The sequence below is a fragment of the Cryobacterium sp. M91 genome (genome assembly GCF_002929615.1).
GTDB lineage: Bacteria > Actinomycetota > Actinomycetes > Actinomycetales > Microbacteriaceae > Cryobacterium > Cryobacterium levicorallinum.
This window is the reverse complement of record NZ_PJJT01000081.1, coordinates 1-13,323: the sequence shown is the minus strand read 5'-3', so window position 1 is coordinate 13,323 and position 13,323 is coordinate 1. Positions and strand designations below refer to the sequence as shown.

Annotated in this window: 12 protein-coding genes; 5 read left to right on the top strand and 7 right to left on the bottom strand. The window is 63.3% G+C overall.

The features are described 5' to 3' along the window. Window positions 1-119 precede the first annotated feature (119 nt). On the top strand, window positions 120-362 hold the full coding sequence (locus CXY80_RS19090) for a hypothetical protein (protein ID WP_146070699.1): 243 nt from the start codon (window positions 120-122) through the stop codon (window positions 360-362). A 218-nt stretch (window positions 363-580) separates the two neighbouring features. Here CXY80_RS19090 and CXY80_RS07650 read toward each other — a convergent pair whose 3' ends face one another. From CXY80_RS07650 to CXY80_RS07635, 4 genes are all read right to left on the bottom strand, one after another. After that, the gene (locus CXY80_RS07650; RefSeq protein WP_104132132.1) at window positions 581-1,048 is read right to left on the bottom strand and encodes an SRPBCC family protein; all 468 of its coding nucleotides are present in this window, start codon (window positions 1,046-1,048) and stop codon (window positions 581-583) included. Between the two features lie 285 nt (window positions 1,049-1,333). Further along, entirely contained in the window at window positions 1,334-2,503 is a 1,170-nt protein-coding gene (locus tag CXY80_RS07645) for a hypothetical protein (protein WP_104132131.1), read from the bottom strand. A gap of 290 nt (window positions 2,504-2,793) precedes the next feature. Continuing rightward, entirely contained in the window at window positions 2,794-3,135 is a 342-nt protein-coding gene (locus CXY80_RS07640; RefSeq protein WP_104132130.1) for a helix-turn-helix transcriptional regulator, read from the bottom strand. Then, window positions 3,132-4,022, bottom strand: coding sequence for a tyrosine-type recombinase/integrase (locus CXY80_RS07635; protein ID WP_233195128.1), 891 nt, complete (start codon window positions 4,020-4,022; stop codon window positions 3,132-3,134). The genes CXY80_RS07640 and CXY80_RS07635 overlap by 4 nt, the downstream gene beginning before the upstream one ends. A gap of 923 nt (window positions 4,023-4,945) precedes the next feature. On the opposite strand from CXY80_RS07635, the gene CXY80_RS07630 reads away from it, so the two are divergent. From CXY80_RS07630 to CXY80_RS07620, 3 genes are read left to right on the top strand one after another with little or no spacing between them, the layout of a single operon-like run. Continuing rightward, complete coding sequence (locus tag CXY80_RS07630) at window positions 4,946-5,725, top strand: hypothetical protein (RefSeq protein WP_104132128.1); 780 nt, start codon at window positions 4,946-4,948, stop codon at window positions 5,723-5,725. Further along, window positions 5,722-6,891 carry an XRE family transcriptional regulator gene (locus CXY80_RS07625; RefSeq protein ID WP_199182237.1) on the top strand — a complete coding sequence of 390 codons (1,170 nt, stop codon included), beginning with the start codon at window positions 5,722-5,724 and terminating at the stop codon, window positions 6,889-6,891. Before CXY80_RS07630 ends, CXY80_RS07625 begins: the two co-directional genes overlap by 4 nt. A gap of 29 nt (window positions 6,892-6,920) precedes the next feature. Continuing rightward, a complete protein-coding gene (locus tag CXY80_RS07620) occupies window positions 6,921-7,640 on the top strand; it encodes a DCL family protein (protein WP_104132127.1) in 720 nt (239 codons plus the stop codon). A 50-nt stretch (window positions 7,641-7,690) separates the two neighbouring features. Here the strand turns inward: CXY80_RS07620 and mobF are convergent, their stop codons facing one another. Beyond that, entirely contained in the window at window positions 7,691-11,503 is a 3,813-nt protein-coding gene (mobF, locus tag CXY80_RS07615) for a MobF family relaxase (RefSeq protein WP_104132126.1), read from the bottom strand. A gap of 187 nt (window positions 11,504-11,690) precedes the next feature. Here mobF and CXY80_RS07610 point away from each other — a divergent pair, with 187 nt between their 5' ends. Beyond that, window positions 11,691-12,026, top strand: a complete 336-nt coding sequence (locus tag CXY80_RS07610; protein ID WP_104132125.1) for a hypothetical protein — start codon at window positions 11,691-11,693, stop codon at window positions 12,024-12,026. A gap of 812 nt (window positions 12,027-12,838) precedes the next feature. On the opposite strand, the gene CXY80_RS07605 is transcribed toward CXY80_RS07610, so the two are convergent. Beyond that, a complete protein-coding gene (locus tag CXY80_RS07605; protein ID WP_104132124.1) occupies window positions 12,839-13,057 on the bottom strand; it encodes a hypothetical protein in 219 nt (72 codons plus the stop codon). 17 nt (window positions 13,058-13,074) lie between these two features. Next, window positions 13,075-13,233, bottom strand: a complete 159-nt coding sequence (locus tag CXY80_RS19425; protein WP_158251599.1) for a hypothetical protein — start codon at window positions 13,231-13,233, stop codon at window positions 13,075-13,077. Between the last annotated feature and the right edge of the window lie 90 nt (window positions 13,234-13,323).

Genomic DNA, 13,323 nt, shown 5'->3' with positions numbered 1-13,323 from the left:
CTCCCGTGATCTGCTGTGACAGATGCGCAGACCAGGGTGCGTTTTATCTTGGTGGGAACGAACCCACCGAGCAGGAACCCGCCGGGGAACGTCCAATCACCCCACGGTGAAGGAGATGAATGTCGAATAATCAACATGAACCATGCGCGGCAGCAGACCTCGAATTGTGTATTCTTTCAGACCATGAATGGCGGGTAGCTGACCGGCGACAAGATGAGCAATCACCCGAAAAAGTTCTCGGCTACATCAACCAGAGCGGCTCGCTATTCGAAGTCCTCAATATAGAATCGCCCCGCCGACACCTGACCTTCAATCAGTTTCACAGCGCCATCGAATCGTTCACTGCAGCGTCCAACCGCTGAGAATTACGTGGAAGAGATAGCCGGCAACTCAGAACGATCCCCTCCTATCGCGCAGACGAATACAGATTCCGCAGGCACTGCGCCGCATTAAACGAGCTCAAGCACCCGACGTACGCTGAGAACCATTCCCCCGACCGCACCGCTGGCAGCATCTGGCGAGGGGTACGCCCGTGCAGACGGAGGCCTCGGCGTCCGGTCAGGACGTGAGCATCATCCAGTTAAGCACGGGCGTAGCGCGACGCGAGTTGGCGCAGAGTGGCTTCGATGCCGGCGGCGTTCTGCCGAGGAAAGCCGAGCAACTCGAAGACCTTGGCCTGCACGGCTGGGACGGTGCTGTAGTCGAACGTCTCAGTGACGCGCGTAGACGTGGGCGTGAGTGGCGTGAGTTCCCAGCGCCACCGGTGGCCCGCTGGGTGACGCCATTCCACAAGTCGACCCTCCTCGATGCGCGTCACCGTGCTGGTAATGCGATACCGGACGCCGAACTGCTTCATCGCTACCGAAAATTGTGCGCCCTGGCTGAGCCGCCGCGGCCCCGAAACTGTGTCGCGGACGGTGCCTGAGCCGTCCAGCTCACCGTGACGGTGCGGATCAGCCACCAACGCGAAGACGTCGTCAGCCGAGGCCGACACCTCGACAGTGCGCGCGACTCGGCGCGGTCCTTGCTCAACCTGTTCGACCGTCATGCTGCCTAGCCTAGGTCGTTCCAGCACCGGCGTTAGCGCTGTAGGCGAGGAGCGCCTCCACCGCCGAGCGTACGGCCGCCTGTCCCAGCCGCGTCCGGACACAGAGGGAGCCAAGTGTGTGCGGCCGTTCCCGGGTGGCTTCTGAACAGACCACACACCCTAGTCATGGGGCGAGGCTAGCATTTCGCGGAGGATATGTCGGGTTATTTGTCGGGTGATACCGGTAACGATGCGTGTCCAACGGCGTCGAATTGCACTTGATCCCGCCTGTCGAGAGGCGATGAGTCACTGGCGGAGCGCGGCGCAGCGGGCGAAGTTAGCGCCGGCGAGTTCTGCGTGTCGCACGGCCGTTTCAAGGGTCATTCCGAGGAGACCGGCAAGGATGCTCGGTGGGGCGTCTTTGACCATGTCGCGCCATGCCGCCGTGCGTCCGAGTTGGCCGGGAATGCCTTCCCTGGCCAGCGCTGTGGAGATATAGGCCGGGATAAGGTGTTGGCCTGGCATCAGGCCCGGGAACAGCCAGGGTGACTGTGTGTGCGCGGCGGTCTGCAAGTTGAATCGCGTCGTGAGCCACGACCGCATCAACGCGTCGAACGGAGCGGGGAGGTCCAGCCATTCATCGACGATCTGAAGCCGTGTCACGTCGCCGTCGAGCTGGACGTGGTCCAACTTCATGGATGCGATGCGGTTGAGCGGCTGGCCGAAGAGGAGCACAAGGCCGCCTGCGATCCGTAGGTTCAGGAGCATCTCGTCCGACAGGAGAACCCGTCGGATCGCGTCAACTCGTTGGTCGTGCCCGAAGGACTTGCGGTTGGCCAGCGATCGCTTAGGCAGCTCAAGCGGTGGGACAAGGCGGCGGCCGATCGCCCAGTAGAGAAACGTTTCGATCAATGCATTTGTGCTCGGACCGTGCGCCAGCCAGCGATCCACGTAGGCTTGGTTAACGTCCTCGAGGGTGGCTTCGTTGTCGGTGAGCCAGTTGAGGAAGTTCACGGTGACGGTCGTGCTTTGCTTGGCACTCAGGAACAGGCCGCTGCTCACCGCGCCGTCCGTCTTGATCTGTTCCCGGAGCCGGCGCAGCTGGTGCCATCGAATGAAGCGTTCGGTCACTGACTTGTGTGCCGGATCTTTGAGCAGGGTGAGTTTGCGAGTGGACCAGGCCGTGAACTCGGCCAGATAGCGGTCACGGGTCGGCAGCGCGTCGTGCTCGATGAGCAGTGCGCGGATGTATTCGACGGTCTGGGACGGTGGCAGCGCGTCGAACGCGTCGTGCGAGAGGTCGATAGTTCCGGCGGCGATCGATCGGAGCAGCCGATCGACATGTGGTTGTCGAATCCAGGTCAGGCCACTGTTCGGCCGTGCCATGTCGCCCAGCGCGGCAGCAAGGGGAGCAAGCTTGTCGGGAATCTGGCCGGTGGGACCGGTCAGGGTCTGCCTGATCTGATCCTTCAGCACGCATCTCCAGCAGCGCCCCTTGCTGTGGAGCTCCTCTTCGGCGCCGCACTCGGTGCAGTCAACGTTGAGGGTGATGCCGCTGCAGGTGCGGCACGTGCGCCCCTGAGGCGTTATGCCCGGGACGATCCCGTCATGCCGGCATATGATGCAGGTGCCGTGGAAACGTTTCGCGGCCATGTAGCAATACGTGCAAATCACCCCCTCCGGCCATAAGGCGGCAGGGGAGTATGCCTCGTGGCAGCGGGCGCACGGAGTGTGACGAGTGGGATCAGGGGCCTTCCGCGGACGACTCATGTCTTCTCCTCGGTGATGATCCGAGCTCGGACCGGGCGTGAATCCGCTGAGATGTCAACGGCCGGAGCGGCGTTGACTGCCTGCTTGCCCACGGTGGCCTCGACGTAGGGCTCCACGAGATCGTTCGGGGTGCAGTCGAAGATGTCACAGAGCGCAACAAGCGTGCGCAGCGATAGTCGTTCCGGCTGCTCGGCCACCAGTCGGTAAACCTGCGCGGGCGACAGACTCACGCCGCGGTCACGGAGCAGCGGGCCCAATTCGGTCGTCTTCCACATGCTGTGCGCCGCCATGAGGGTTCGGAGGTGCCAGTGGTAGCTGATGCGTCGTTTCGCGGTCATGGTCTGTCCTTTTGGGGGTCGGAGAGAGCTGCCGCGATACTCGCGTCCAGTACTTTTCTCAAGGTCCGGGTTCGGAAGTCGGATGACACCGAGGTGTAGATGGAGGTACTGGAGGCGTGGGTATGACCCACCTGTCGTTGGACGAACAAAGGGTCGTAGCCGTCTTCAATGAGATGGGTGACGTAGGAATGCCGCAGGCAGTGCGGGCCGATCTCCGATGGCAGTCCGACCTCCGTTCTCCAGCTGGCAAATCGTCGGCCCAGTGCCTCTGGGCCGACCCGGGCACCGCGTTCGCTCGGCCAGAGCGCCGAGCTGCGCGGGGCCGTGTCAAACTGGCCGCGGAACGTGCCGACCCACTCGTCGATGACCTCGGTGACCCACGGGAACACGGTCAGCACCGACCGGCGACGCGGGGTCCCACCCTTGGTCGCCTTGCCCCAACGAACGTAGAGAACGCCGTTGCCACCGAATTCCGGCGCGTGCGGGTTGGGGCCGAAGACTTCCAGGTCCAGCATCTGGAACTCCCGCCGTCGCAGCCCATAGGCGTAGGCGACTTTGAACGCCGTGGCGTCCCGCTGCGCGGACAGCCATCCCTTCGTGCCCGTGTGGCGCAGCCGGACAACCTCATCGTCGGCGTGATCGAAGAATCCCTGAAGTTCGACTCGCGTCAGAGCGCGCCGCCCCGGCCGCCCCTCATAGTCCGAGCTATGCACGGCCGTGTTCCAGTCAAAACAGATCTGTATCGGGTGCGTGCCGAACAAACGCTCACAGACAGTCACCCAGTCGTAGCGGGGATCGCAAACGAAATCGCAAAAGATCCGGATCGCTGCCTGGTGGGAACGCAAAGTACTCACGGCCACCCCGGAGCCGCTGCGGAGCTCAGACATGAATTCCTCAACGTCAACGGGTTTCCACGTCCAGGGATATGCATTCGTGAACGTCTGGAAGCGCCGTACAAGCTTCAACCGCGGCTCGATGGTTGATCGCTTCAAACCTCGAGCCAATTGCTGATCGGTCCAGCCGCTGATCATCGCCGCGAAAGTCTGCTCATCGGGACGCAGAAGCACTGACACTCGGGAACTCAGAATCTCGGGTGCAAATCCCGGTTCGAAACGTCGCGAAGCCATTTGGCCTCCAATAAGCAGATGCTGAAATCAATCATCAGATGCATGATACGTTCATTTGAGCCCTGAATCAATGGTTCGACGCATTTCTATCAGGTCACCGACGGCGCAATCACGACCCCACAACAGCCTTGATTTCACGGGAAAACAGGTCTCGTATCAAACTAAGACGAGTTTTCTCATCAATTGAAATTGGTTCTAGTTTGTGACCGATAATAGATATTATGACAAGTAATACCTGATCAAAGGTCTTTTCACTGAAATCAGTACGAAGTCTCTCGCTGGCTAACTGCACGATCGCTCGAGGATCGAACGAGCTGACGGAGCACGTCGGGGGTCGCCAGTACCCTTCGAACTGAACTAGCACGTTCACATGGCAGCCAGGCCACCGAGCAAGCCGACACGTCTCGCAGCACCCTCAATGCAGAAAGCGCCTCCGACGAAGTCAGCACCTGCGAAAAGTGTCCGCACCGTGCTTGGGTGCTCGCTCGATCGCGGCAAGATCGTTCGCCGCGCGTCGGCTGGAGCCCCCGGTTCGTGACGATGATCTCAAGAAACGCAAGAAAATGCCCCTTCTGGGACTGTGTGACGCAAATAAATATGGCTTGAGTGATTGTTTTCAGTAAAAAACTATAGTTAATGCTGTAGGGTTAGGGATGTCCCCATCACTTCCCTAGGAGTTCCCGATGCTCGAGTCACCCGAACCATCCGAATGGTTCCTCTCTCACTTCGGTGAGCACAGCTCGCAGGTCATGTGCGCACTGGTTTCAGCTGGAGTGGCTGCCCATGAGCGGTCTCTCGAGGCGAAGCATGGAAGCGGGCTGCGAACGAACGATGCCTATGGGACCTTCTGGCTCAGCCTCCGCGAAGAAGTGGTGGCCCATCTGGCCTTCCTCCCTGGCGTCGAGACGATCCGCCCCACCCGTGGGCGCTATCAGCTGCCAGTCTTCAACCAGATGGTGCTGTTCTCAGCCAAGTGCCCTGCTGGAACAGTTGGCCCCGATCGCATGAAGCTCGGAAGATCCGGTGTAGTCACCCGCATCTTCGACGTCGAAGAGCGGAACAGCGTCAGCGAACCCCTCGACTTCGGCAGCCTCGATCTTGAAGAGGAGGCCCAACAGGACTTTGCGGCGCTCCCGGCATCGCTTGGCAGCGCGACCAAGCTCGCTTTCGTCGCGTACGACTGCACCGCGCAGGGCGGAATGCAACACGTCTATATTGGCGAAGCAACACTTCTCCAGGACGGCTCCGTGCTCTGGCTCTACCGCGAGGAGCTCCCGATGCCTGCACTCATCGTTGCCCCGACGCTGCTCACTCTTATCGATGATGAACCGATTCGTCGCTTTGATGACGCTCCACTCCCCACCAACCTCTTGCGTCTGCTCAACCAGGGCGAAGCCGCCGACGCCGACCCGGTCCTGGATGCCGAAGGCACGACCGCAGCGAATGCGCCTGACGGGTCATGAACGATTTGAAGGACGCGATGTCACCGCTCACACCACCATCGAAGCCGCTCAGCGATCGAGAAATCGCCCGAGCATTCGATCCCGATCGGCTACGACAGGCTCGTCAACTTGCACTCAAGACGAAGCAGGATCTTGCCCGCGATATTCTCGTCTCCCCGGCAATGATCGGCCAGTATGAGTCGGGCGTGTCCCTTCCTCGTGGTGACCACATTCCCAAGATGGCGAGCAGTTTGGACGTCCCGCGGGAATTCTTTGCGACCGGCCGTCCGCAAGCGAAGCTGGAATCTGGCGACGCCTTTTTCCGCTCCCTGCGATCGACGACTTCCAAGCAGCGTGCTAAAGCGACCGCGTACACCGAGCAACTGTGGGAACTCGTCCACGCGATAGAAAAGCGCGTGCGACTTCCACGAGTGGACCTGCCCGGATTTATGGGTGGAGAAATTGAGCCGGGAACGTTTTCTAACGATCCAGCTGCCGCGGCTCGTGAACTCCGACAAGCATGGAATCTCGGCAACGAGCCAATTTCGCATGTCGTGCGCACGATAGAAAGCCACGGAATTGTAACTATCTTGGTTCCATTCATCGAGCGCGAAGTAGCGCGAATCGATGCGTTTTCCACGATGTCACTGTCGCGACCTGTGATCGTCCTGTCTCCGGACCGCGCCAACGACGTGCACCGGCACCGGTTCACAGCAGCTCACGAACTAGGTCACTTGGTGATTCATAGCGGGAAGACCGCTGGGGATCCGTCCCTGGAAAGGGAGGCGGACAAGTTCGCCGCCGAGTTCCTTACTCCCGGCGCTGTCCTCCAGAACGTGTTGCCTCGACGGCTAGATTTCGGGCGTCTCGGCCGGTTGAGCGAGGAGTGGGGAGTGTCCATCAAGTCTCTTGTCTACCGCAGTCGAGAAATGGGACTTCTCTCCGATCCCACCGCCCGCCGCGCATACATACGCCTGAATCAACTCGCGGAACAAGGCGCACTCGTCGAGCAGCCAGTGCATCAGTTCCCGGGAGAGGTCCCGGTCCTACTTAAGCAGGCGGTCGAACTGGCGGAAGCCCAGGGGCTAAGCGTCGTCGCGTTGGCGAAGGAATTGGCATGGAAGCCAGCACGAGTCCGGGTATTCCTGGGTGAGATTGACGACCGCCCAGTATTACGGCTTGTCTAAGCGCGTTGCGAACAGAAAGATCATGACTGATGGGCAAGAGCATTCCCGTGGAACTCGACAGCTTCACCTGGCCAAGCAAAACAGCCGCCCAGGCTGCATTCCGAGCGATTCTTTATGACCCCCGGTACAGCGTCTACGACCGCATATCTGACCCCGAGCACAACCGCATGCTTCACGAATTAGTCGACAGGCATCCCGACGCGTCGATCAAGCGAGGAGATGGAATCGACCACTTCTACATAGGCCGAACCATCGACGGTGACCTAACGACTGTCTCCCCGAACGCCACCGGCATCTGGATCCGCCGAACCAACGGAGAGGGGGAGGACTTCAGCTATATAACGGCGATAAAGAGCCACACCCCGAAGTCACGGGTCAAAGAGGGTCTACGCCATGCGGTGGCCGACCGGCGCCTGGACTATCGCGAAGCTCGGTTCTCCGGGGCGGGGCCTGTTCTGAGCGACATTAGCGGCGCCGCGTTCGAGCACCAATCCGATGCCCACGTCGTCTACTTAGCGCCGAGTTGGGAGCAGCTCTCTTTTCACTTCGCGCAATCCGAAGGCGGATGGGAATCGATCGATATCCATTCAGGTGGGGGCAAAATCCAAATCGGCAGCCACCTCCTCGACTCCGATGTCGAATCCCGATGGCTCGCCTTCTTCGACGAGCACGCCGTCTTCAGCCTCGCCACAGCATCGGAATCCGCCCGCCGCCCGCGCTCAGTCGAGCTGGCATGGAGCACCGCCTGATCCATGATTCAGTAGCTGGTCATCGACCCATATCGTGACGGCCGCTCGCCCTACACCGTGGGGCGTTGGCCAGGGCCGCGTTGAACTCGTTCATCATCCCAGCGCGGCGGTTCCCGGACCAGCTGGCGGTCTAGTAACTGCTGGATGCGCTCGGCGGCCTCCAATGCGGGACCGCCACTGTTGGTTTCGGCCAGGCGCTGCCGCAGGCTGGCGACGCGACGGCGTGCCTCTGCCGCAGCGTTGTCCTCGACAACACGAAGGCTCTCGAGAGATGCTTCGGCCGCCGTATAGGCATCGTCGCCTGTGCGGACAGCACCCAGCGGCGACTCAGCGTCGGCGATCTGGTTCAGGTCCCGGAAGGCAACTACGTTCCCGAGGTCGCGCCGCCACGCCACCGTCAGGGAGGCGTCATCCGGGGAGGGGCGAATCTTCTCGCTCCACGGTTCCGGGTTCGCGGCGGCAGTATCGACGAGCGCTTCCGTCCGGTTTCGGATGAGCTCGGCCTGCGCGCGCAGCCAGGCGCGAGTCTCCGGATTGTCTCCGTCTACTCCTACGGGCGGAGGGCTGACCCAGCTCGGGAGGCCTGTCTCCGTTGGCGTTGCCCCGTCTGCGGGGGCTCCGATGCGGTGGTGGTAGATCTTCGCGAACGACTCGACGGTCGAGTCGGGCGCGGCATCCACAAACCGCACGGCTGCAGCGAGGTGGGTGCGCACGTCGGCGCCATGGGCTTCGTGCGCAGCGAGCCGCCTCGCGAGATGAGTCCACGCTTCGTCTCGGACGACCCGGTCGGCGATCTCCGAGTCGAGCACGTCGCGGACAACGGCCTCCATCCGGTCGAGCTGGTTGGGGTCGTAGACGCGACTGAGTGCGTCCTCGTACGCCGGTAGCAGTGTGGACAGGCTGGCTGCGGAGTCCTGGGCTCGCTGGATTTCTTCGGTCGCGGATCGTTCCGCGCTCTCCCGAGCGAGGACGGCCGTGAGGGCATCGAGGACGCTGGTGCGGAGGTGGTCGGGGGCGTGCGCGTCGACCTCGAGAGTTTCTTCCACGACGGCATACATGCGGTTGGACTCGCGCCCGCGGGTCGCCGCGACGTACAGCTGTTCGCGCGAGGTGGATTGCGGGTCGACGAGGATGTGTGAGGTGTCCACGGTCATGCCCTGGACCCGGTTGATGGTGGCGGCGTAGCCGAGCTCAACGTGGGTGGCCACGTACTCGGCGGGCAGGGTGAGGACTCCCCCGTGCCGGAGGCTCTTCACCTTGAGGTCACCGCCCTCATTGTCAATGACGGTCCAGAGGTCGCCGTTGGCGACGAAGTCCTTGCCCTGGTTGGAGCGCAGCTTCCGGTCGTTCTGCCGGGTCACGATCACATCGTTTAGGCCGGCCTTGTTCCCGTCGTGCAACACTGCCCCGCTCTTGCCGACGACGCCCTGACTGACCAGGTCCAGGCGGGCGCGCGCGTTGAGCGCGGCGACCTCGTCGTTGGTTCCCGCGACCATGATCGAGTGCCGCTTACCTGCCCGGTCGGCAGCCCAGGCCACGTAGATCTCTTCCAGCATGCTCTGCCGGATCCCACCGCGGGTGCGGTCGGCGGTGACGTAGAAGTCGAGCGCGGCACTCGCTCCGTCGCGGAGGAGCAGGGACGCGGCGGCTTCGTCGGTGTCGATGAAGCGGTGAACCTGGTCGAGGTAGCTGGCGCCCACGCGCTGCTCGATCAGGCGCAGGGCGCCGCCGGATTCGACCGCGGCCAGCTGAGCCGGGTCACCCAGCAGCCGGATGGTGGCCCCGTGCTGTTGGGCGAGGGCGAGGACGTCGGCGAGCAGCGGGGTGGATGCCATGCCTGCCTCATCGATGAGGAGGACGGTATTGCTGTCGATGCGGTACTGGTCGGACTCTTGCTGCTCGGGTGAGCCGTGGCGGTGGACGTCGACGAGCTTGTGCGCGGTCTCCGCCTCGACCTTGATCTCTTCCGCGAGGACCGTCGACGCGGCCGCGGTCGGCGCCAGGGCCAGGACCCGGCCGCCGCCGGCTTCGACGGCGCGGGCGAATGCGCGCATGGCCGTGGTCTTGCCTGTTCCGGCCGGGCCGATGCCGACCTCGAGGAGCCGGCCACCTGACGCGAAGCGGCGGGCCAGCTCCACCTGGGACGCATCCAACGGATACTCACTGGCCGCGTTCAACGCCTCAACAGTGGTGGCGAATGTGGCGGGGTCGACGGTGAAGCCGGCGACGGTGCGGGCCGCGTCGATGAGGCTGTCTTCGATCGCGAGGATCCGCGTCGACGTGAACCGCTCGGTCCCGTGCACCCTATAAATGGACTCGCCGTCCTGGCGTTGCAGCTGCTCCGGGACCGGGTTCAGCGCCGGGGCGGTGACACCGATCACGCGGGCCATCACGGCCTGGGCGACCTGGTCGGCGACCTGCTGGGCATCGACGCCGGGGCGCACGTTCGCGAACGCCCGGGCGATGCGCTGGGTCTCCGCGGCGACGTGGGATCGGCGCCAGGTGGCGCGGCTGTCTTCGACCGTGTTCAGCACCCGCTCGGCCAGCTGGTTGATGCTCAGGGCGGCGAGGATCTCGTCCGTGACGGACAACTGCTGGGGTTGCCGGACCGTGGCCTCGATTGTGTCGACGGCGACTTCGCCGATGATCTTGATCGCGGCCAGCCGCCACTCGGCACGCTGCCGGGACAGGCTCTTTGGGGCGCTCTTGCCCTCCCGGGTTTCCAGCGTCGCCCGCTGCGCCAGACTCAGCTGCACCGTCTTCGGCGGGGTGTGACCGTGCTTGGCGACGTACTTTTGAACGAGGGTTTCGTACGCGTCTTCAATCGCCGCGCGCCGGGACGAGAACGAGTCGCGCAGCTCCCGGCTGATGCCGGCGATCTCCCGGACGCTGCGCTTGTTCCGCCCCCGCGTCTCATCGACGAAAGTCACGCCGAGGCGGTTGCGGACTTCTTGTTCGACGAGGGTGTTGTACCGTTCGGACGCGGCCACGCCGAGCGCGTGCAGCACCCGGCCATCCAGCGAACGCCACTTCCCATCCAGGCCCTGCACCTTCGTGGACACGGCCACATGCGTGTGGAGATTGGGGTCGCCGGTGCGGGAATCACGGTGCTCAAACGCGGTGGCAACGAACCCGTGCGTGTCGACCTGGGCAATACCACCGGCACCAACCCGGGTCACACCGGCTTCTGTTTCGAGCCACGCGACCGTGGCCTGCCAGGCCGCGTTGTGCGCGTCACGGACCTGCTGGGAGGTGGCCTCGTCGCCGAGGGCCCAGAGCACGGACACGCTCTTCACCGGGGTGAACACCAGGTCGTAACCGGCAACAGGCTGCCTGGCCGCCTTGCCCATCTGGGAGAGGTGCGTGGCCACTTCTGCGTCGGTGCCGGGACGCTGCAGCGTGGCCGCGATCCGGGCGGCGGCGATGTTCCAGCGGATCAGATCGCGTTCCACCCCGGCCTCGGGGCTGCGTCCGTTCTCCACTTCGAATGCCTGGTAGGCGTCGGCGACGGCGTCGTCCCAACCGTCCAGTTTGGGCTGGATCCGTGGGAACCGGCGCCCCAACCGGGACGCCTGCACAGCATCCTCCGGGGACTCTCCCCCGGCGACGGCAGCCCGGATCGCAGCCTCCGCGTCCGGGTGCAACCCGTCACCGAACAGTGCCTGCATCTGCTCCTCAGACACGTTCCCCGAGACGCCCAGGTTCACCAGTCCAGACCCGAGCCACTCCCCCACCGGGTTGCCCTCGGCGGTGTAGTACTCAGTGAGGTCTTCGCCCCGGCGCACGGAATGGTCCCCGGCCACGACCTGGCGGGTCAGGTAGGTGTAGCCATCACCGGCGTGAAGAACGTGCACGGTCATCATGGCGAAACCACCTCCTTTCAGACAGGTTAATGCCTGAATCCCCTCCAGACACTATTAGTGCAAGAGGTGTGTCTACTTTGCTTTGGCTTTTTGGTTGAGTTTTGGGGTTGGCTGGTTCTGTGATTAGTTTGGTGTGCCGTGATGGTTCGGTGCGAGTTGAGTATGGATACGTGGGGGTAGTTGGACGATGGCAACGAAACAGACTGGGAAGAAACTGGATGCCCGCGAGCGAGCGAGGCTCGCCCGTACCCGGGTGGATCAGGTCCGTGCGGAGCGCGACACCAAGATCGAAGCGACTCTCGCGGAGTTCTTCACCGCTGGCGACGAACGGGACACTCTGGTCGCCCAGTTGGCCGCCGTCGAGAACACGATCGGGCAGAGCGTGGAACGTCTCTTCACGCTCGGTGAGAACGTGAGTCGGGTCGCCGACCTGCTGGATCTTGACCCCAAAGAAGTGAAACGTCTGCGCGGACTCGCCACCCCGACCGCCTCGGTCCCCTCCCCCGCAAACACCGCCGGCTGACACCGATCCTCGACCCGTTCACTCGCGGCAGTGCCTTCACCGGGGTGTGGCCAACTCGATTTGCAAGTAGGCCAGGCTGACATTTCGGCCCGCCTCAGCCGGCATTCAGCCCATCCCCAGTACTGTTGGCGACGGAGTCCCCCACTCCAAGAACGAATTGGCCCCGGAAGATTCCTCTCCTCCCCCAGGTGCAGTGACCCCGGGGCTTTTTCGCGGCTATCACCGAACTCTTCAGAAACTCCCAGCCACCCAGGCCCGCGGGCTCCTGGCCCGCTTCTGGCCTGCCATCGGTCCGGTCCGTCGCCAGACCGAGCCGTGTGGGGNGCCGTGTGGGGCGCGCCATTCGAGCCCAGATTGGGGCGGCGTTGTCAGGGGCGCCGGTTACTTTGATGGCGTGGGCCCACCGCGTACGCAGTGGGCCCACGCCAATACTTGAACGTCCGACGGGCCGTTACACCCGGCGCTGCCGCTGGCTCGATGAGATCGAAGAGACAGCTCAGCAGGAGATCACAGCCATCCAGACACACGCAGCGCGCAGCGAGGCCTGCCGTTCGAACGCCGGATTCGGCTCTCTACGCTCGGGTAACAAGGTCCAGCCGCCCCCGCCAGAATCTCGCCGGAGACTGCTGAGCGGTCCGACCGGCTGGTGTGCGCGGAGAGTTCGCCCGAAGCCTCGATGTCGCCAGGTTCCGGGTCGGCGGCGTTCTTCATTCAGAATCGGCTAGCCGTCGTCGGTAATTGCGCCCTGGGTGAGTTGCCGCGGTGTCGAACCGCCCCTCGATGCCCTTACTAAGGGGGCGGTTGCTCGACATTCAGGCTTGGTGGTGGTCGTCTTCGTCTTGGTCTTCTGCGGCGTGTGCCGCTACCCAAGTTTCGGCGGCGGTATCGGCCCCGACGGCGCGGAGCATCCTGGCGAGGTCGTCAACTTCGGTGCAGCTCATCCGCGGGCCTACGTCGCCCGCGAAGTCGGCGGCGGCGAACACGTCAACGAAACGCGCCGCGGTGGGGGCGTCAATGGCGGTTGTGCTCATTGCTGGTTCTCCTGGTTCTATCGGGTGGGCGCGGTGATGGTGCAGAGGTTGACGCGGTGCAGGATGACTTGGGCGATGTGCACGGGACTGTAGATGTAATCGTGGAAGTGCCCGGCGACGTAGATCCCGTGGGGCACGGCGGCATTGTTGATGGGCTCACCCTCGGGGGTGAACACGACTAGGGCGTGTCTCCTAACGGCTTCAGCCAGATTGTGATGGCCCGCAGGATGACTCCGCCGCGGTAGTTGACGGCGAGCTTGTCGTAT

Excerpts from the sequence above, each read along its gene's own strand:
- CXY80_RS19090 (WP_146070699.1), top strand. The coding sequence starts at position 120 with ATGTCGAATAATCAACATGAACCATGCGCGGCAGCAGACCTCGAATTG.
- CXY80_RS07650 (WP_104132132.1), bottom strand. The coding sequence starts at position 1,048 with ATGACGGTCGAACAGGTTGAGCAAGGACCGCGCCGAGTCGCGCGCACT.
- CXY80_RS07640 (WP_104132130.1), bottom strand. The coding sequence starts at position 3,135 with ATGACCGCGAAACGACGCATCAGCTACCACTGGCACCTCCGAACCCTC.
- CXY80_RS07635 (WP_233195128.1), bottom strand. The coding sequence starts at position 4,022 with ATGTCTGAGCTCCGCAGCGGCTCCGGGGTGGCCGTGAGTACTTTGCGT.
- CXY80_RS07630 (WP_104132128.1), top strand. The coding sequence starts at position 4,946 with ATGCTCGAGTCACCCGAACCATCCGAATGGTTCCTCTCTCACTTCGGT.
- CXY80_RS07625 (WP_199182237.1), top strand. The coding sequence starts at position 5,722 with ATGAACGATTTGAAGGACGCGATGTCACCGCTCACACCACCATCGAAG.
- CXY80_RS07620 (WP_104132127.1), top strand. The coding sequence starts at position 6,921 with ATGGGCAAGAGCATTCCCGTGGAACTCGACAGCTTCACCTGGCCAAGC.
- mobF (WP_104132126.1), bottom strand. The coding sequence starts at position 11,503 with ATGATGACCGTGCACGTTCTTCACGCCGGTGATGGCTACACCTACCTG.
- CXY80_RS07610 (WP_104132125.1), top strand. The coding sequence starts at position 11,691 with ATGGCAACGAAACAGACTGGGAAGAAACTGGATGCCCGCGAGCGAGCG.
- CXY80_RS07605 (WP_104132124.1), bottom strand. The coding sequence starts at position 13,057 with ATGAGCACAACCGCCATTGACGCCCCCACCGCGGCGCGTTTCGTTGAC.